This is a genomic window from Micromonospora parastrephiae (assembly GCF_016802865.1).
GTDB lineage: Bacteria > Actinomycetota > Actinomycetes > Mycobacteriales > Micromonosporaceae > Micromonospora > Micromonospora parastrephiae.
Window position 1 is genome coordinate 1 of sequence record NZ_JAEVHM010000027.1, and the last position, 18,690, is coordinate 18,690.

Below are 18,690 nucleotides of genomic sequence, written 5' to 3' on the forward strand. Positions count from 1 at the left end.
TACCATTGGCCCGGGCGTGACTCACCAGACGATCACCACCGGTGTAGCTGAACCGCCCCTGCTGCGGCTCGGTGGCATCCCACTTCATCTCGTTCTCGGGGACGACGCTGTTGAACTCGCTGTTGAGGATGCCGACGTACTGGCTGTCGGAGAGTTTGCCGGTCGCAACGGCGGCGCCGAAGTAGCGGCCCTTCTCGGCCGCGGCTGCCTTCAGGGTCGTTCCGGCACTGGCCATGGGGGCCAACGCCACCGTCATACCCGCGGTCAGTGCGACGGCGAGGGTCGCCGTCGCTAGCAGAGCTTTCTTGGGTTTCATGTCGTTCCTTCTCAGTGGTTGCATCGGTGGTGGTGATGATGTGCCACTTCACTCAGGACACGTTGTTCGCAACGGCCGGCGCTCGGTCGGTCGAGGAATCCGGGACGGTCATCCTGGCCACCTCGCACCCGCGCCGGCAGCCCGGCAGGCTGTCGCCGGCAACTGCTGAGCCCTGAGGCGGCGTCCGCATGCCCAGAGGGACGCCGTGATCCGAGGTGCCACCAGCGGGCTCGCCCGGTGAGCCACAGGTGTCGTCCTCTATATCGAGAGTGAGCGATAACATGCTGTTCGTCAAGACGTAACGAACCGGCCACACCGATCCCCGGGTGCACATCGTTCGCCTCGGGGCGAGCCGAGCCCACCAGCCGTCGACATCAGGGCTGACCGGCCCACGAGCCGCACCGCCTCGACGCGGTCGCCGTACGGGCACTGGCCTTGTTATCGCTCACACGGACAGGCGGGGGCGATCGTCGATTCGTGCAGCTCACGAACGCCCCGCGGTCAGACCACGGCTCTCGAAACCTCAGGCGAACCTAAGCTGTCCTGCGCAGGTAGGTCTCGGCCAACTGGCGAAGGCGTGTCCGGTCGAAGCTGTGCCCGTGGCCGGGATGGACGACGGACACGTCGAGGTCGGCGAGGAACTCCATGCTTCGCCGGTAGGCAGCCACGTCGGAGTTCGGCAGGTTGTCGATCAAGGCACCGTCGTAGATGATGTCGCCGGAATACAGCGTCCCGGTGCGCTCCTCCAGCAGGGCGATGCTTCCCGGTGTGTGGCCGGGAAGGTGCAGCACAGTCAGTACCCGCCCGCCCAGGTCGATTCGGTCGCCGTCGTCGAGCAGGCGGTTCAGGGTCATGGGTTCGACGCGGTAGGTAGCCGGGTCGTAGTCGGGACCGGGGAGAACGTCGATCATCAGTTGCGGGACACGCTCTCCCGCTGCGTCGATCCCAAGTTTGTCGTAGAGCTCCGCGCCGTACAGGCTCGCCGGTACACCCGCCGCCAAGAGCTCCGCCTCGGCGGGGTGGGCGGCCCGGTCAGCGAACTCAGGCGCCCCACCGACATGGTCCAGGTGCGCGTGGGTGAGCAGGACCATCGGATCGCGCTCGAACAAGGCCGGAATCGCCTCCCGCAGGGCGACGACACCGAGCCCGGCGTCGACCACGAGGTCACGATCGTTGCCGCGCAACCACCAGAAGTTCGCCGACACCAGTTCGTTGACGTGCGGTTCCGCGATCCGGATGACGTCATTACCCGCTTCGACCTGCGTGTACCAGTCGACCATGTCCGCAAGTGTGCCAGCGCGGCAACGCCGTTTCGATCCCCTCGGACCCCGGCCCCCACCGCGGCGAGGCAGACGGAGCACCGGCGGAACTCGCCGGTCATGACGTCGCTTGAGATCCGCCCGTGTTGGCGCGGCGGGTCGTGCTGAATCGGCGTTGGTAGGCGGCGGGGCTGGTCGACAGCTTCCTGGCGAAGACCCGTCGCATGCTTTCGTAGCTGGGGAACCCGGCGAGGGTCGCCGCCTGCGTTGCGGTGTGCCCCTGGTCGAGCAGCGCCCGGGCCATGTCGAACCGAATGTTCTCCACATAGCGGGCCGGCGTCGTGGACAGTTCGTCGTGGAAGAGCCGGGTGAGGTGCCGGTTGCTCACGTTGAGATGTTTCGCGAGTTCACCGACCGAGTGGTCCGCCCGGGGGTTCGCCGTCACCAGGTCGGTGAATTTGCGGAGAGCCGGCGAGCGGGGTGGCGGTCCTTGCAGCGGCGCCGAGAACTGGGACTGTCCGCCTGCCCGCTGCATGTACACCACCAGGGCGCGGGCGACGTCGCGTGCCAGGTCGGGCCCGTGGTCCTCTTCGACGAGAGCGAGCGCCAGGTCGATACCGGCCGTCACCCCCGCCGAGGTGTACGTGGTGCCGTCGCGAACATAGATCGCGTCCGGCTCGACGCGGGACGTCGGATACTGGGCGGCAAGCTCGTGCGCGACCTGCCAGTGCGTGGTCGCGCGCTTGCCGTCGAGGACGCCAGCCGCGGCGAGGACGAACGCCCCGGTGCAGATCGACGCGACCCGGCCGGCCACAGCCGCCGGTACCCGTGCGGCGTCCGCCAGGTCGGCGGGGACGCGGGCGCGCGGATAGAGACCCGACCCGGCCACCAGGAACGTGTCGACAGCCGGCCCCGACGAAGCCGCGCCGTCGATCGACAGGCGAACCCCGAGGTTCGACGTGACGTCCGCCCCGTTCGGGGAGAGCAGCATGATCCGGTAGTCGGCGCCGAACCGGTTCGCCTCCTTGAACACCTCTGCGGGACCGGCAACGTCCAGCAAGGTCACTCCGTCGTAAACCAGGATCGCGACGCTGTGCGGGCCAGCGTTCACAGGGGGCGTGGACACCGTTTATTGGTAGCACGCCATACCGGAGGTGAAGGGGATCGGGGGTCGGGGCGTTACTCACATGACGACTGTTGCAGGTAAACGAACTTCCCGTGATCATCGGCTGATGCCGACGCCTGAGGGATGGTGACACGCGGCACCCTGTCCGGATCTGAGGGAAACGTGGCCTGACCAAGGCGGCACCGTACGAGGATCAGTAGGCAGCATGGGCGTGGAACACCGATCCGCACACCTTTCCGGAAGGCCATAGATCATGTCAGAGCTCATCGCGGGGTTGGAGATTCCTGAGACAGCGGCGGTCGCCGAAGCGACCAGACACATCCAGGAGACGGTTAACTCCCCCATTTACCACCACTCCCGGCGGGTCTTCCTCTTCGGCCTGATCCACGCCCGCAAGCTTGACGTGCGACCGGACCCGGAGCTGCTCTACCTGGCGGCCATGTTCCACGACAGCGGCCTCCTGACTCCCTTTTCCGACGTCGAGCAGCGCTTCGAAGTCGATGGCGCCGACCATGCGCGCAAGTTCCTCCTGGACCGGGATTTCTCCACGGCCGCCGCCGAGACTGTCTGGACGGCGATCGCGCTGCACACCACGCCGGGCATCCCCAACCGGATGGGCCCGGAAATCGCGACCGCGCACCTCGGCGTCCTGACCGACGTGATCGGCCTCGGCCTGGACGAACTCGACAGCGATCAGCTGGGCGAGATCCTGGCTGCCCATCCACGAGGGGATTTCAAGAACGATTTTCTGCGAGCCAGTGTCGAGGGGTTGAAGAACCGCCCGGAGACCACGAACGGCACCGTGAACTCCGACATCCTCGAACATTTCATCCCCGGCTTCCAGCGCGTGACGACGGTCGAGCGCGTCGTCGGTTCGCCCTGGCCGAGCTGATGCGAGCGATCGTCGTGCGAGACCGCGACGCGGGTGTCAGCGGGCTCACCTTGACCGACATGCCCTACCCGCACGCTGCGGAGAACGACGTCATCGTGCGGGTGCACGCCGCGGGCTTCACTCCCGGAGAGCTCGACTGGCCCGCTACGTGGTCCGACCGCGCCGGTCGAGACCGGACACCCAGCATTCCCGGCCACGAGGTGTCCGGGGTGGTGGCCGAGCTCGGCTACGGGACCACCGGCCTCAGCGTGGGCCAGCGGGTGTTCGGGCTGACCGACTGGGCTCGCAACGGATCGCTGGCCGAGTACACCGCGGTGGAGGCCCGCAACCTCGCCCCCCTCGCGGCCGACATCGACCACACCGTGGCCGCCGCGCTGCCCATTTCCGGACTCACCGCCTGGCAGGGGCTCTTCGACCACGCCCATCTCAGGACCGGCCAGACCGTCCTCATTCACGGCGCGGCGGGCGGCGTCGGCTCGATCGCCGTTCAACTCGCAGGCGAGGTGGGCGCCCGGGTGATCGGTACCGGTCGAGCCGACGACCGTGCTGTCGCGCTCGACCTCGGCGCGCAGACCTTCCTCGATTTGGACGCCGACGATCTGCGGGACGTCGGCGAGGTGGACGTGGTGTTCGACGTCATCGGCGGCGACATCCTGGAGCGGTCGACGGAACTGGTACGCCCGGGCGGTACCCTCGTCACCATCGCCACTCCACCTACCGTGCAGCCCAAGGACGGGCGAGCCATCTTCTTCGTCGTCGAGCCTGACAGCGCCCGGCTGGCCGACCTCGCCCAGCGCGTCCGGAGCGGACGGCTCAACCCCATCGTCGGCGCCGAGCGACCGCTGTCCGAAACGGCGTCCGCGTTCGCCCGCCGCCGCCGCACACCCGGCAAGACGATCATCCGGGTCGTGGACGAATGAGGGACGCCCGCGCGGGCGGGGCTCGCACACGCCCACGTGGCCCGGGAAGTGCCCGTGCGCCGGGCTGTGGTCGTCACACCAGATTTTTCGAAATGAGGACAGTCGAGTGGCCAAGGTAATTGTGGGAGCGACCCCCTTTCAGGGACATGTGAGCCCGGTCCTCACGGTCGCGGCGGACCTGGTCCGGCGTGGGCACGAGGTGGTCGTGTACACCGGGTCGCGGTTCGAGGAACGCGCCTTGGCGATCGGCGCGCGCTTCCGGGCACTGCCGCCGGAAGCAGACCTCGACGACCGGAGGTTGGACGCTCTCTTTCCGGTGCGGGCCACGCTGCCACCAGGACCGGCCCAGTTGTCGTTCGATTTCGAGAACTTCTTCCTCGGCCAGCTGCCCGCGCAGGTGCGGGGCTTACGGGCGCTGCTGGCGACGTTCCCCGCTGACGTGGTGATCGGCGAGCTGGGGTTCTGGTCGATACCGGTGCTCGGCCTCTCCGCGGCGCCGGAGGATCGTCCGACGCTCGTGACGCTGGGTTCTGTCCCTCTGCTGATCCAGAGTGAGGACACTCCCGCGTTCGGCCCCGGCATGTTGCCCGCGCCGGGCGAGGAGGCACGCGCCCGCAACCGAGCGATGAATGCCGGGGTACGCCAGGCCTTTGCCGAGCTGCAGAAATTCGGCGAGGCGACGCTCGAGTCCTTGGGCGTGACGATGTCCGGTTACCTCTTCGACGCGCCTTTCCGCCGTACGGACCACTACCTGCAGCTGACCGTGCCCAGCTTCGAGTACCCCCGCAGCGACCTCCCGGAGCACCTTCAGTTCATCGGTGCGCTGCCTCCAGCAACCAGTAGCGACTTCGTAGAGCCGGCATGGTGGCCCGAGCTGTCGTCCGGTCGGCCGGTGGTGGTCGTCACCCAGGGGACCGTCGCCAACACCGATCTGAACGAACTGGTCATCCCCACGGTGCGCGCCCTCGCCGATCTCGATGTCCTGGTGGTGGCCGCCACCGTACGCGAGGACGGGCCGGACCTGGTACGACAGGCCCTGCCCGACGTGCCGCACAACGTACGGCTGGCCGGCTTCGTGCCGTTCGACCGGCTGCTGCCGCACGCCAGCGCACTGGTCACCAACGGCGGCTACGGAGGGGTGCAGACCGCCCTGTACTACGGGGTGCCGCTCGTGGTCGCCGGTGCCAGCGAGGACAAGCCGGAGGTGGCCGCCCGCGTCGAGTGGAGCGGCACCGGCGTCAACCTGCGCACCAGCAACCCGGAGGTGACCGACTTGCGCGCCGCGGTGCAGACGGTGCTGCACGATCCGAGCTACCGCGCACAGGCCGGGATCATGGCGAAGGAGATCGGCCAGCACGACCCGTTCGAAGCGATCGCGAAGATTGTCGATAGGTCCACCCGCCGCTGATACGGTGACGGCTTCGTCGGCCTGCGTCCTCGGCGACAGGCCGACGAGATCACCACCAGCACGCGGGACCAGAGGAGTCCGTCGTGACGCGCTCGACGACGTTCCTGCTGGACCGCCTGCTCGAAGCCGGGATGCGCGAGGTCGTCACGGTGGAGCCGGCGACGGGCGGTGTCGCGGCGCTCGCCGGCATAGCCACCCGCCGGGACGCGCCGTCGGTGTTCGTCAAGGCCTTCGCCGACGCGCCGGGCGACGACGTCTTCCTCGCGGAGGCCGAAGGGCTGGCCGCTCTGCGCGAGCTCGGCGGCGTGGCGACACCCGAGGTGATCCTGGCGGACCGCGAACTGCTCGTGTTGTCCGTGCTGCGGCCCCGGCCACACAGCGAGGTCTTCTGGGAGCAGTTCGCGCACGCGCTCGCCCGCATGCACACGAGCACGACCCATCCTCGCTTTGGATGGCACCACGACAACTGGTTGGGCCGCCGCCGGCAGATCAACACCTGGGCGGACGACGGGTTCGCATTCTTCGCACAGCACCGGCTGCTTCGGTGGCTGGGGCAGCCCCGCGTCGAGGCGGCACTTGACGCCGCAGACCGGGCCGCGTTGGAGCGGCTGTGTCACCGGCTACCCGACCTGCTGCCGCAGCGGCCGGCATGCCTGACACACGGCGACCTGTGGGCACAGAACATCCTGGCCACCCCGGACGGACAGCCCGCGCTGATCGACCCGGCCGTGTCCTACATGTGGGCCGAGGTCGACCTCGCCCATGTGTGGTCCACCTCGCCCCCGCCCGAGGCGCGACGGTTCTTCGAGGTCTACGCGGAGCTGACCTCGCTTGATGACGGCTGGCGGGCTCGCATGCCGATTGTTCAGCTGCGGCAACACCTCGCCGTGCTGGCCCAGTTCGACGACGACTGGGGTGCGGGCGACCAGATTCGTGCCACCCTTGCCCCGTTCCGGACGCGGATCTGACCACAGGGTCATTCCGGCGTCCCGGTCCGTGCTGCTGCCAGGAGGATGCCGTTGAGGCCCTCCTCGAACAGCAGGTCGTCGTTCCATCGGGTGTCATCGAGATGGCCAGAGGCGTTGAGGGTCGGATAGGCGTTGGCGCTCGCGGCGATATGGTCGCGGGCTGCGGCCCTGGCGTGAGGATCGGCGCTCCGGTGCCACGTGGCTTCGGTGAGCGAGGCGCCGATGACGTAATTGGCCAGCATCCGCGTGGCGACCGCGAGCTGACGTCCATGACATCCACCTCGCACCAGCGCCGATTGCAGGAACTCGGTACGGGCGAGAACGTTGGGCCCGAGCATCGGGCGTCCGACCAGACTCGGTGCCCAGGGATGGCGCAACATGGCGCCGCGCCAGGCTCGGGCAAGAACGCGGGTGTCCTCCAACCAGCTGTCGCTCACGTTCGGGATCGGCACGTCACCGAAGATTCGGTCAACGGCCAGGTCCAGCACGTCATCCTTCGTCTTCACGTGCCAGTACAGAGCGGTCGCTGTCACGTCGAGCTGCTGGGCGAGGCAGCGCATCGTCAGGCCCTCGACGCCGAGCTCGTCCAGCAGAGCCACCGCCGCGTCCACAATGCGCTCAAGGGTCAACGGTGGCTTCCGCCGTGTCCGCGACGGTTCCGCACGTAGCCATACCGGCGGCGGGGTGCGGCTGTCCCGTCTCCCGGCCGACGTTGGCACACCAGGCTCTGCGGTGGTCATGGAGCCACTCTAGTCCACTGGACAGGCGACTTAACGTGGGTAAGCTGATTGAACACCTAGAGTCGTACTTGACGGTCGGCAAGGAGATCCCCCATGCCTCTGCTGCGAGTTCACCTCGACAGCGACCGGATCACCGCTCGTCGCGTTCTGCAACTGCATCAGGAGGGCAGAGCCCATCACGAATCGCGGGAAGCGGCCCGGGAGCAGGTGTGGCGCCAGGGTCACACCCCGGCCGGCGACCCGATCTTCGTCGGCATCACGAACGGCCGTCGGAACGTACAGCTGCTCTACGACGTCGAGGTCTACTCCGACACGATCCGTTGAGCACCCGTCGACCCCGACGACAACGCGGTCGAGGCCTACTCGGCTGCGGGCGCCAGGCCCGAAAACAAGAAAGGCAAGGAGGAGAACTCCTTGCCACTATTAACATTTACCGCACCCCCGGGCTTGCGGCAAGACCCCGGCCGTGGCGCACAATCGTCGGCCGAGCCCAAGAATGGGCAGGCCAATGGGGGATGCATGTTCGATGTGATCATCGTCGGCGGCGGGCCGACCGGCATGATGCTGGCAAGCGAATTGCGTCTGCGGCGCGTCAACGTGCTCGTGCTGGAAAAGGAGGCCGAGCTGCCGCCGTTCGTGCGGTCGCTCGGGCTGCACGTGCGCAGTATCGAGGTGATGGACCAGCGAGGGCTGTTGGAGCGGTTTCTGGAAAACGGCAAGCAGTACCCGATCCGTCCCGGTGACGTCCGAGGATTCTTCGCGGGCATCGAAAAGCCCGCTCCCACCGGGCTCGACACCGCCCACGGATACGTGCTCGGCATTCCGCAGACGCTCACCGACCGGCTGCTTGCCGAGCACGCGGCCGAAGTCGGAGCGGAAATCCGGCGCGGCCGGGCGGTGGTCGGGCTGGAGCAGGATGGCGACGGCGTGACGGTCCACCTCGGAGATGGAGCTGCGACGCCGTTGCGGGCACGGTTCGTCGTCGGTTGCGACGGTGGGCGGAGCACGGTTCGGAAACTGCTCGGGGTCGGATTCCCCGGCGAGCCGTCGAGAATCGACACCCTGCTGGGCGAAATGGAGGTGACGGCCTCCCCGGACGACATCACCGAAGTGATGACCGAGGTGCGCAAGACCGAGAAGCGATTCGGGATCGGGCCGTCGGGCACGCCGGGGGTGTTCCGGGCGGTCGTGCCAGCGGATGGCGTGGTCGAAGACCGTTCGGCGCCGCCGACGCTCGAGGAGTTCAAGAAGCAGCTGCGCGCGTACGCCGGCACCGACTTCGGCGTGCACTCCCCCCGCTGGCTGTCGCGCTTCGGCGACGCGACCCGCCAGGCCGAGCGCTACCGGGTGGGACGGGTGTTTCTGGCCGGAGACGCCGCACACGTCCACCCGCCGATGGGTGGACAGGGGCTCAACCTCGGGATCCAGGACTCGTTCAACCTGGGTTGGAAGCTGGCGGCGGCCATCAACGGCTGGGCGCCGGACGACCTGCTGGACAGCTACGAGTCCGAGCGGCATCCGGTGGCCGCCGACGTGCTGAACAACACCCGTGCGCAGATGCAGCTGACGACCAACGAGCCCGGACCGCAGGCGGTTCGGCGGCTGTTGGCGCAGCTGATGGACATCGACGACGTCAACCGGTTCCTGATCGAGAAAATCACCGCGATCAGCATCCGGTACGACCTCGGGGAGGGCCATGACCTGCTCGGGCGGCGGCTGCGCGACGTCCAGCTGAAGCACGGGCGCCTGTACGAGCTGATGCGGACCGGCAGCGGGCTGCTGCTCGATCAGACGGGGCGGCTCTCGGTGGACGGCTGGGCCGATCGGGTCGACCACGTCGTCGACGCAAGCGAGGAACTGGACGTGCCGGCGGTGCTGCTTCGGCCGGACGGGCACGTCGCGTGGGTCGGCGAGGATCAGCAGACGCTCACCATCGCGTTGACGAGGTGGTTCGGCGCCGAAGGCGCTCCCGCGCCGGTGTGAGGGAACGCTTCTGTCATCCGCGCTCGTCCGGTGGCTGCTCCTTCGTCAGGTGGAGCAGCCACCCCTCGCCGGTGCGGATGAGCGCGTATCGCCGGCGGCGGGTGCGGCCGTGCAACGTGAACAGCATCCGGCGGTCGGTGCGGTCATGCTCCTCCCACGTGCCGATGTCGACGATCGACTTGTCGGCGTCTTCGTAGGTGAGGTGATCGAGGTGGTGGTCGGGCACCGCGATCGCGAGCCGGTTGTCGCCGGGGCTGTCCGGCAGGCCGCGAGGGACCGCCCAGGAGCGCAGCACACCGCCCTCCTCGAGCCGCAGGTCATAGTGCGGTCGTGGTTTGCGGTGGTGGTGCAGGACGAAGGCGGGCGCCACTCTTACCATTGTCGGTGCCCGCCGGCCCTTCCGCCCGTCAACGCGGAGGCCGGCCGCCTTGCTGCTCGACCCGTTCGACGGCGGGTGACCGGCATCAGTCAGGTGACGGCACCTCTCGTGGGGTCGGCGTTCGGAAGGGTCAGGGTGAGCCCCGGCGACTGTCTCGCGCCCGCGGAGATATCGATGGAAGGTGTAGCCCGAGGTCCCCGGGGGCAAGAATCCGCGCATGGGTGGGACGGCATGGTGCGATGAGCAGGTGCTCGGCCAGCGGCGCCAACGTGGTGAATCGGCACGCCTGACGACACGACCGCCAGCTTCCGTCTGATGCGGCTGGACACCTGCCTGCCGGCGGTGGCGCTCGGGGCGGCTGCGTTCGGCGCAGCCCTGGGCGCTGAACCCGCCAGCGCCGACCCGCCGCCGCCAACCAGTCTCCAGCCGGTGCGAGCTGCCACTTCCCCGAAGGTCATCGAGACACTGTTGCCCGACGTGATCGGGACGCCGCAGACGGTCCCCCGGCCTCTGCCCTCGACTGTTCCTCTGCCCTCGACTGTTCCTCTGCCATCGGCCACCGCTCTGCCGCGGCCGTCGGTCAAGCCTCCCGTCGCCGTACCGACTCGGCCGCCCCATGGACGCCGGTCGACCTCAGCACCCGCCACACCCGTCCCGTCCGCCCCGGCTTCCGCGACCGCACGCCGTACCCCGATGCCGTCGCCTCCGTCACCGGCGGACTCCATGACAGCGGCGGTGTCCCACGCCGTCCCGCGCGGCGCTGCCGACGGTCAAGCGTTGGCTCGAACGCGGGCGGCGCGGACCACTGTCACCACGCCCACGCCCACGCCCCACGCCCACGCCCAGCCCTCCCGCCCGTCCCCGCGCCGGGGCTACCGGCGCTCGTGCGGGCACTGACGTCCGCACCTGCGGGCGCCGGCACCAGCGGTGTCGATGCGGCGACGTCAACAATCGAAGGACCACCGCCGATCTCGCCGCTGTGGCGAGGGCGTGCTGTCGCCGCCACCGACATGCGCGCTGCCAGCCGGCCCGTGGAGCGGGGCCCTCCGCCGCCACGGCAACTCCTGATCACCCATCGCGTCCACGACGTTGATCAGGAGAGGTCATGGAGATAGCCGTCATCTGGATTCCCGCCGACATCGAGCCGTCGGAGCCCGCCGTCGCGGCGTGTCTCACGCACCTTCGCCGACACGCCTACCGATTGAACGGGATCATCCGGGCACCGTGGGAGACAGTCGAGCAGACGATGATCGACGGGGAGGTGGACGTTGTCGTGATCGCCGACCTCGCCCATCTTCCGCCGGATCGGTCGCCCCGTATCGAGGTGGCTGCTCCCCCGGAGCCGGCGGCCGACGAGAGCCGAGCGGTTTCCGGTGCGCAGTCGACTGACACGAGATGCGCCCCGTCCTTGCCGGACGGGGCGCGTCGTCGACCTGCACACGCCGACATCAGCCCGGCGTCGGAACTGACCCTGTCGCCGTCACCTTGACATCCATCGATGTTAGCGCCAACACTGAGACCGTTACCAGGGTGCAACGCCATCGTCATATCTCGGTCGCTCGCGCTCCTTGCCCGGCGAGAAGCCGCCGTTCGGCATCAAGCGGATCGGCTACGACGCCGCCGGCTGGCTTCACCTGTGCTGATCAACGGTCGCCCACGAACCTCCCGGAGGACAGATGCCGCTGCCACTCCACCCAGCCGATCCGGCTACCCACCGAGCCGTCAACCCGGTGCGTGCCCCCCGACGCCTACGATCGGTTCTGGCCGCGGTGTTGGCGGTGCTCGCCGTGTCGGCCGGCCTGCCACTGGCCGGGCCGGCGCACGCCGCGCCGGCGGTCACCTACACCAACCCGCTGGTGAACCAGCGGGCCGACCCGCACATCGTCAGGCACACCGACGGCTACTACTACATGACCGCGACGGTGCCGCAGTACGACCGGATCGTACTGCGACGTGCGACCACCCTGCAGGGGCTGGCGACGGCGACGGAAACGACGGTCTGGTACCGGCACACCAGTGGAGAGATGGGCGCCCACATCTGGGCACCGGAGATCCATTTCATCAACAACCGGTGGTACATCTACTTCGCCGCCGGCCGGACCGATGACGTGTGGCGAATCCGGATGTACGTGCTGGAGAACGCCAGCGCGAACCCGCTGACCGGGTCGTGGACCGAACGCGGCCGGATCACGACACCCTGGGACACCTTCAGCCTGGACGCCTCGACCTTCGTCGCCAACGGTGTGCGCTACCTGACCTGGGCACAGCAGGAGCCGGGGATCTCCAACAACTCCAACGTCTACCTCGCCCGGATGGGCGCCAACCCCTGGCAGATCACCGGAACGGTGACCCGGCTCGTCGTGCCGACGTACGACTGGGAGACCCGTGGCTACCGGGTTGCCGAGGGACCGGCGGTGATCCAACGCAACGGCCGCATCTTCCTGACCTACTCGGCCAGCGCCACGGACGCCAACTACTGCCTCGGGATGCTGAGCGCGTCCGCCACCGCGAACCTGCTCGACGCCGCCTCCTGGAGCAAGAGCCCCAACCCGGTGTTCGCGAGCAACGCGGCAACCGGCCAGTACGGCCCCGGCCACAACTCGTTCACCGTCTCAGAGGACGGACAGAGCGACATCCTCGTCTATCACGACCGGAACTACCGCGACATCAGCGGGGATCCACTCAATGATCCAAACCGGCGGACCAGGCTCCAGAAGCTGTACTGGAACGCCGACGGCACCCCGAACTTCGGCATCCCGGTGCCCGACGGGGCCACACCGGTTCGGCTGCGTTCTCATGATCAGGCCAGCAGCTACATCCGGCACTACGACTACCGGGCCCGCATCGAGCCGAACGTGACCAACCTGGCCGACTCGCAGTTCCGCGTCGTCAGCGGCCTCGCCAGCGGCGGAACGGTGTCGCTGGAGTCGACCAACTTCCCGGGCTACTACCTGCGTCACCGTGGCTTTGCCCTGTACGTCGAGAAGAACGACGGCTCGTCCCTCTTCGGCGGCGACGCGAGCTTCCAACGCCGATCCGGCCTGGCGGCCAGCGCCGGGCTCTCCCTGGAGGCACAGAACTTCCCGGGCCGATACGTGCGCCACCGCGACGGGCTGCTCTACGTGGAAGCGGTGAGTTCGAGCGCCGAGCGTGACTCCGCCACCTTCCACCTGGAATAGCCCCCACAGCTCAGGTGACCGCCGTTTCCGACACCGATACGGGTCGCCGGAACCACATCCCCCGATCCAGCCAGGAGGACCGATGCCGCACACCACCACGAGAAGGCCGTCCAGCGGCGAGCCGATCCACCGAGCTGGGCGCGTCGGCCTGGTGCTGGCCATGATCACTGCGTTGCTCGGCGCGGCCGGCGTCACCCTGGTCGGCACACCGTCGGCGATGGCGGCGAGCATCGACACCGGCGCCTACTACGTCCTGGTCAACCGACACAGCGGCAAGGTCCTCGACGTTCGGGACACCTCGACGGCCGACGGCGCGGTGATCCAGCAGTGGTCCCGCAACGACGGTGAGTGGCAACAGTTCCAGTTCGTCTCCTCCGGTGGCGGTTACTACCGCCTCAAGGCTCGGCACAGCGGCAAGGTCGTCGACCTCTGGGAGTGGAACGCCGCCGACGGCGCCGAGTACCGCCAGTGGTCCGATCTCAACGCCACCAACCAGCAGTTCCAGGTTCTCGACTCGGACGGTGGCCACGTCCGCCTGATCAACCGCCACTCCGCCAAGGCACTCGAGGTCTGGGAGCGGTCCACGGCCGACGGCGGCCGGATCAGTCAGTACGCCGACCTCAACGGGGCGAACCAACAGTGGCAGCTGGTCGCGGTAGGTGGTGGCAGCACGCCACCGGCCACCGGCTGTGGCAGCGGGTCGAGCAACGCCGAGGCCGTACTGAGCGGGAGCACCTGGACGGCCCGCAATGGCTCGTCGACGGTCTACTCGGGTTCGGACATGCTGTCGGCGATGCAGGCGGCGGTCAACTCGCTGTCCGCGGGTCGTACGTCGAAGCAGCGCGTGGTGGTGCGTGGCTCCGGGTCGATGAGCGCGGGCTCGCGGTTGTCACTGCCGTCGTACACGACCCTGGCGGTGTGCGGCACGATCAACGTGACCGGCTCGGGCTCGGGCGACCAGGCACCGGTGTACTCGCGGGGAACCACCGACGTCGAGGTGCAGAACCTCACGCTGACCGGTTCGCCGTTGTACGGGATCTTCATGCGGAACGTGAACAACCTGACCCTCGGGCAGATCGACATGCGGCTCTCCGCCGGTCTGGGCATCCGCATCGACAACCACGGTGGAGATCGAACGGTCAAGGTGCGCAACATCCGCATCGACAACGTGTACGTGTCGGGGAGCGGTACACACGGGGTGGAGACGTACGGCGTGGACGGTCTGACGATCGGCACGGTCACGGCGCGGAACACCCGGGACTCCGGTCTACTGCTCAACGACACGATCAACGCCACGGTCGGCACGGTCGACGCGCAGGGCGCCGGGACCGGAACCGGGTACGCGGCGTTCCGGATGGCCAACCGCAACGGCCGGGTGGGCAGCTCGTATCCGACCAACATCCGGGTCGGAAACGTGATCGCGTCCGGGGGTGGCCGGGGGATCTTCTGCGTGTCCGAGTCCGGTGGCGCGGTCATCGACCGGGTGACGATCTCGAACACGGGGAACAACGCGATCCTGGTGGAGAACTGCTACAACGTCGTCATCGCCGGGGTGTCCGGGACGGTGACGGGCGGCGGCGAGGTGAGGATCGCGTCGCGGACCGAGTTCCCGATCTCCTCGGGCATCCGGTTCCAGAATCTGACCGTCAGCGGCACCAACATCACCCAGAATCCCTGCGGTGGGGCGAACAACACGATCAGCAACGTCACGCGGGTCAACTCGACGCTGACGTGGTGTTGAGAGGCAGGCCGGGCGGGCCTTCCGGGCGACCGGTCGTCACCCGCCCGGCGTGCCGGTGCTTTCCCGCCGGATGAGCCGGAACGGCGTCTGCACGGTCAGCGGCCCCGCGACCTCCGCGCCTTCGATACGGGCGATGAGGCGGCGCACCGCGAGGCGGGCGATCTCCCCCTTGTCCGGTGCGATCGTGGTGAGGGTCGGCGTACTGAACCGGCCCTCCTCGATGTCGTCGATCCCGACCACCGCGACGTCCTCCGGCACCCGGTGACCGGCCTCGGCCAACGCCCGCAGCGCGCCGATGGCGACCAGGTCGTTGTAGCCGAACACCGCGTCCGGTGGGTCCCCGAGGGCGAGCAGGTCACGCATGGCCCGCTTCCCGTCGAGCCGGCCGAACGCGTCGGTGCGGGCGACCAGCCGTGAACGGTACGGCAGGCCGGCGGCGGCCAGGGCCTCCCGGTAGCCGCGTACACGCAGGTGCGCCGACTGCCGGTCGCCGCCCGGCGTCGCGCCGATGAACGCTATCCGGTGGCGGCCGATCGCCACGAGATGCTGGATCGCCGCGTGGCTCGCGGCCACGTTGTCGATGGCGATGTGATCGTGCGGCACGTCGTAGACGCCCTCGCCGATCAGCACGAGCGGAGTGTCGGCGGTCCGGGACAGCACCTCCTGCCGACCGATCCGCACCGGACTGAGGATCAGGCCGTCGATGGTGTTCCGCCGGGAGCCGCCGAGGAGCGCCAACTCGGCCCCCCGATCCGCGGCGGTGTTTTCCATGACGAGCGTGTAGCCGAGCCCGGCGGCCTCGGTGATGGCGATCTCGGCGAGTTCGGCGAAGTAGGGATTGTTCAGTTCCGGGATGGCCAGGGCGATCAGGCCGGTGCGCCCCCGACGGAGGTGCCGTGCGCTGAGGTTGGGGCTGTACCCGAGTTCGTCGACCGCCTGCTGCACGCGCTGCCGGGTCCGCTCCCCCACCGGTCGGTACCCGTTGACCACGTTCGAGACCGTGGCCAGCGACACGCCGGCGCGTTCGGCTATGTCCTTCAGGCTGACGCCCATCCGCCGACCCTCCACGAATCCGACTGACAAGCCGGCAGGACATTCACGAACAAGGATTGACGGGACGCCCGGCGCGGCTCTATAACGTTATACAGGCGATGATGGATGTCAATATGCCCGCTGACGGTTGGCACCTGGAGATCCCACCGACATCCGTCGATGACGCCCGTCCCTCGTCAGTGACCACCCCGATGCCCACCACCCACGCGCTTCGGGCTTGGCAGTACCGCCCGCGGCGACTCGCCCTCCGGAGACGGCATGACACGTCAGGACCCCATCCGCCCCGCCCTGCCGCTGCTGCTCATCCTCGCCCTGGTCGTCGGCGTTCTCGCCGCGCCAGCCCCGGCGGCACACGCCGCACCGGCCAAGACGCCGCCACTGACCACCCCCTGGACCAGCCAGGCACTGGTCGGCACACCCCTGCCCGAGTACCCACGACCCCAGATGACCCGGCCGGACTGGCTCAATCTCAACGGCGAGTGGCAGCTCCGCCAGTCGGCCACCGACGACGCCCCACAGTTCGGCACCGACCTGCCCGAGCGCGTCAACGTGCCCTTCCCGGTGGAGAGCGCCCTCTCCGGCATCCAACGGGCCGCCAACGACAACCGCAACTACCTGTTCTACCGGCGTACCGTCACCGTCCCGGCGAACTGGTCGGGTCGACGGACCCTGCTGCACTTCGGCGCCGTCGACTGGCAGAGCACCGTCTGGGTCAACGGTGTACGGGTCGGTGCGCACACCGGTGGCTACGACGCGTTCACCTTCGACGTGACCCCTCAGCTCACCGCCGGGACCAACGAGATCGTCGTCAAGGTCTGGGACCCCACCGACACCCGACAGAACGGCAGCCTGCCCGCCATCGGCAAGCAGACCAAGACACCCGGCGGGATCTTCTACACCCCCAGCTCGGGGATCTGGCAGACGGTGTGGATGGAGCCGGTGCCCACCGCCTCCATCAGCAGCGTCGACGTCTACCCGAACCTGAGCAACAACACCCTGCGGGTCCGGGTCTTCACCCGGGGCGACGTGAGCGGCCACACCGTACTCGCCGAGGCGCTGAACGGAAGTACCGTCGTCGGGTCGGCCACCGGCGGCTTCACCGACTTCAGCGTGCCGGTGCCCAACGCGCGCCGCTGGTCACCCGACGACCCGTTCCTCTACAACCTCCGGGTCACCCTCCGCAACGCCGGGAACGCCACGGTGGACCGAACCCTGCACTACTTCGGCATGCGGGAGATCACCACCGGCCTGGTGAACGGCGTGCTGCGCCCCAAGCTCAACGGCCAGTTCGTTTTCCAGGTCGGCACCCTCGACCAGGGTTTCTGGCCGGACGGGCTCTACACCGCGCCGACCGACGCCGCCCTCGCCTTCGACCTGCAGAAGCACAAGGACCTGGGCTTCAACATGGTGCGCAAGCACATCAAGGTCGAACCACAGCGCTGGTTCTACCACGCGGACCGGCTCGGCCTGCTGGTCTGGCAGGACATCCCGTCGCTGACCGCGCAGGACATCAACCCCACCGACGCCCAGCAGGCGCAGTTCGAGACCGAGGCACGCGAGATCGTCGACGAGCACCGCAGCTCACCCGCCGTGATCGCGTACACGCCCTACAACGAGGGCTGGGGCGAACGGTCCCTCGCCGACACCCGCCGGGTCGCGCAGAACATCAAGAACCAGGACCCGACACGTCTGGTCAACCCGCACAGCGGCCACAACTGCTGCCAGTCCCTCGGCAACCCCGGCAACGGTGACATCGACGACTGGCACGTCTACCTCGGACCGGACTCGCCCACACCGTCGAGCAGCCGGATCGCGGTGCTCGGTGAGTTCGGCGGCCTGGGCCTGCACACGCCGGGCCACGAGTACAGCCCGAACGGCAGCTTCTTCGCCTACGAGTGGCAGGCCAGTTCGAGCGCGCTCACGGACCGGTACGTGGGGCTGGTTCAGGGCACCCAGAACCTGATGCTCGGCAAGGGTCTCAGCGCCTCGATCTACACCGAGATCACCGACCTGGAGGGCGAGCTGAACGGCTTCCTCACCTACGACCGGCAGGTGATCAAAATGGATCAGGCGCGGGTCCGCGCCGCCAACACCGCATTGATCAACGCCTCGAAGTCCATCGGCAGCTCGGCGCCCGTCGCGCTCCCGGTCAACGCCCGGCGGTCGTTGCAGGTGACCACGCCCGGCCACACCAACCGCTACCTGCGGCACCGGGACAGCCTGGCCTACACCGAGGTGATCGACGCCGGCAGTCCGAGCCTGCTCAAGAACGATGCGACGTACACCATCCGGCCTGGCCTGGCCGACGCCAACTGCTACTCGTTCGAGTCGGTCAACTTCCCCGGGCAGTACCTGCGGCACCTGGACTCGCGGGTACGCAACTCGCCGAACGACGGCTCCACGCTGACCCGCGCCGACGCCACCTGGTGTGCACGCGTGGGACTGACCGGCACAGGGGTGTCGCTGGAGTCGTACAACTTCCGGGGTAGGTACCTGCGGCACTACAACTCGGAGGTCTGGCTCAGCAACGGCGCTGGCGGCGACGCGTACAACACGCCAACCCTGTGGGCCGCCGACAGCACCTGGAACATCGCCGCCCCCTGGGCACCCTGATCGGTCCGAGCCCGCGACAGGGTCGTCGCGGGCCATCTGACGACCGCGGGGGTTCCGGCCTGGCCGGACCCCGCGGTCGCCGGCGATGGCATGGGCACGGGCGGCCTCGTCGA

15 protein-coding genes are annotated in these 18,690 nt (G+C 68.5%); 9 read left to right on the forward strand and 6 right to left on the reverse strand.

Annotated elements, in window-relative coordinates:
- From JNW91_RS08635 to JNW91_RS08645, 3 genes are all read right to left on the reverse strand, one after another.
- Positions 1–316, reverse strand: a 316-nt coding sequence (locus JNW91_RS08635; protein ID WP_203174363.1) for an endo-1,4-beta-xylanase, incomplete at its 3' end; no start/stop codon positions are given.
- A gap of 533 nt (positions 317–849) precedes the next feature.
- Positions 850–1,596: an MBL fold metallo-hydrolase gene (locus tag JNW91_RS08640; RefSeq protein WP_203174364.1), complete on the reverse strand. Its 747-nt coding sequence runs from the start codon at positions 1,594–1,596 to the stop codon at positions 850–852.
- A 97-nt stretch (positions 1,597–1,693) separates the two neighbouring features.
- Positions 1,694–2,701 carry a GlxA family transcriptional regulator gene (locus tag JNW91_RS08645; RefSeq protein ID WP_309244284.1) on the reverse strand — a complete coding sequence of 336 codons (1,008 nt, stop codon included), beginning with the start codon at positions 2,699–2,701 and terminating at the stop codon, positions 1,694–1,696.
- 253 nt (positions 2,702–2,954) lie between these two features.
- On the opposite strand from JNW91_RS08645, the gene JNW91_RS08650 reads away from it, so the two are divergent.
- From JNW91_RS08650 to JNW91_RS08665, 4 genes are all read left to right on the forward strand, one after another.
- On the forward strand, positions 2,955–3,593 hold the full coding sequence (locus JNW91_RS08650; RefSeq protein ID WP_203174365.1) for an HD domain-containing protein: 639 nt from the start codon (positions 2,955–2,957) through the stop codon (positions 3,591–3,593).
- A gap of 59 nt (positions 3,594–3,652) precedes the next feature.
- Complete coding sequence (locus tag JNW91_RS08655; RefSeq protein WP_238424619.1) at positions 3,653–4,513, forward strand: NADP-dependent oxidoreductase; 861 nt, start codon at positions 3,653–3,655, stop codon at positions 4,511–4,513.
- A 106-nt stretch (positions 4,514–4,619) separates the two neighbouring features.
- Positions 4,620–5,921 carry a glycosyltransferase gene (locus tag JNW91_RS08660; protein ID WP_309244285.1) on the forward strand — a complete coding sequence of 434 codons (1,302 nt, stop codon included), beginning with the start codon at positions 4,620–4,622 and terminating at the stop codon, positions 5,919–5,921.
- A gap of 83 nt (positions 5,922–6,004) precedes the next feature.
- Positions 6,005–6,889, forward strand: a complete 885-nt coding sequence (locus JNW91_RS08665) for a fructosamine kinase family protein (protein WP_309244286.1) — start codon at positions 6,005–6,007, stop codon at positions 6,887–6,889.
- A gap of 8 nt (positions 6,890–6,897) precedes the next feature.
- On the opposite strand, the gene JNW91_RS08670 is transcribed toward JNW91_RS08665, so the two are convergent.
- A complete protein-coding gene (locus JNW91_RS08670) occupies positions 6,898–7,629 on the reverse strand; it encodes a TetR/AcrR family transcriptional regulator C-terminal domain-containing protein (RefSeq protein ID WP_203174368.1) in 732 nt (243 codons plus the stop codon).
- 93 nt (positions 7,630–7,722) lie between these two features.
- Between JNW91_RS08670 and JNW91_RS08675 the strand changes: the two genes are divergently transcribed.
- Both JNW91_RS08675 and rox read left to right on the forward strand, forming a co-directional pair.
- Complete coding sequence (locus JNW91_RS08675) at positions 7,723–7,953, forward strand: hypothetical protein (protein WP_203174369.1); 231 nt, start codon at positions 7,723–7,725, stop codon at positions 7,951–7,953.
- Positions 7,954–8,148: 195 nt separating this feature from the next.
- A complete protein-coding gene (gene rox, locus JNW91_RS08680) occupies positions 8,149–9,612 on the forward strand; it encodes a rifampin monooxygenase (protein ID WP_203174398.1) in 1,464 nt (487 codons plus the stop codon).
- A gap of 13 nt (positions 9,613–9,625) precedes the next feature.
- Here the strand turns inward: rox and JNW91_RS08685 are convergent, their stop codons facing one another.
- Positions 9,626–9,991, reverse strand: coding sequence for a DNA polymerase ligase N-terminal domain-containing protein (locus JNW91_RS08685; RefSeq protein ID WP_203174370.1), 366 nt, complete (start codon positions 9,989–9,991; stop codon positions 9,626–9,628).
- A 1,778-nt stretch (positions 9,992–11,769) separates the two neighbouring features.
- On the opposite strand from JNW91_RS08685, the gene JNW91_RS08690 reads away from it, so the two are divergent.
- Positions 11,770–13,170 (forward strand): family 43 glycosylhydrolase, encoded by a 1,401-nt coding sequence (locus JNW91_RS08690; protein ID WP_309244287.1) that lies wholly within the window; start codon positions 11,770–11,772, stop codon positions 13,168–13,170.
- 82 nt (positions 13,171–13,252) lie between these two features.
- Positions 13,253–14,911: an RICIN domain-containing protein gene (locus tag JNW91_RS08695; protein WP_203174371.1), complete on the forward strand. Its 1,659-nt coding sequence runs from the start codon at positions 13,253–13,255 to the stop codon at positions 14,909–14,911.
- A 36-nt stretch (positions 14,912–14,947) separates the two neighbouring features.
- On the opposite strand, the gene JNW91_RS08700 is transcribed toward JNW91_RS08695, so the two are convergent.
- Positions 14,948–15,964 (reverse strand): LacI family DNA-binding transcriptional regulator, encoded by a 1,017-nt coding sequence (locus JNW91_RS08700; RefSeq protein ID WP_203174372.1) that lies wholly within the window; start codon positions 15,962–15,964, stop codon positions 14,948–14,950.
- A 258-nt stretch (positions 15,965–16,222) separates the two neighbouring features.
- Here JNW91_RS08700 and JNW91_RS08705 point away from each other — a divergent pair, with 258 nt between their 5' ends.
- Entirely contained in the window at positions 16,223–18,577 is a 2,355-nt protein-coding gene (locus JNW91_RS08705) for an AbfB domain-containing protein (protein WP_203174373.1), read from the forward strand.
- Positions 18,578–18,690: the final 113 nt, after the last annotated feature.

Bases quoted from the DNA above. Each gene is read 5' to 3' on its own strand.
- JNW91_RS08640 (WP_203174364.1), bottom strand. From the start codon at position 1,596: ATGGTCGACTGGTACACGCAGGTCGAAGCGGGTAATGACGTCATCCGG.
- JNW91_RS08650 (WP_203174365.1), top strand. From the start codon at position 2,955: ATGTCAGAGCTCATCGCGGGGTTGGAGATTCCTGAGACAGCGGCGGTC.
- JNW91_RS08655 (WP_238424619.1), top strand. From the start codon at position 3,653: ATGCCCTACCCGCACGCTGCGGAGAACGACGTCATCGTGCGGGTGCAC.
- JNW91_RS08670 (WP_203174368.1), bottom strand. From the start codon at position 7,629: ATGACCACCGCAGAGCCTGGTGTGCCAACGTCGGCCGGGAGACGGGAC.
- JNW91_RS08675 (WP_203174369.1), top strand. From the start codon at position 7,723: ATGCCTCTGCTGCGAGTTCACCTCGACAGCGACCGGATCACCGCTCGT.
- rox (WP_203174398.1), top strand. From the start codon at position 8,149: ATGTTCGATGTGATCATCGTCGGCGGCGGGCCGACCGGCATGATGCTG.
- JNW91_RS08685 (WP_203174370.1), bottom strand. From the start codon at position 9,991: ATGGTAAGAGTGGCGCCCGCCTTCGTCCTGCACCACCACCGCAAACCA.
- JNW91_RS08695 (WP_203174371.1), top strand. From the start codon at position 13,253: ATGCCGCACACCACCACGAGAAGGCCGTCCAGCGGCGAGCCGATCCAC.
- JNW91_RS08700 (WP_203174372.1), bottom strand. From the start codon at position 15,964: ATGGGCGTCAGCCTGAAGGACATAGCCGAACGCGCCGGCGTGTCGCTG.
- JNW91_RS08705 (WP_203174373.1), top strand. From the start codon at position 16,223: ATGACACGTCAGGACCCCATCCGCCCCGCCCTGCCGCTGCTGCTCATC.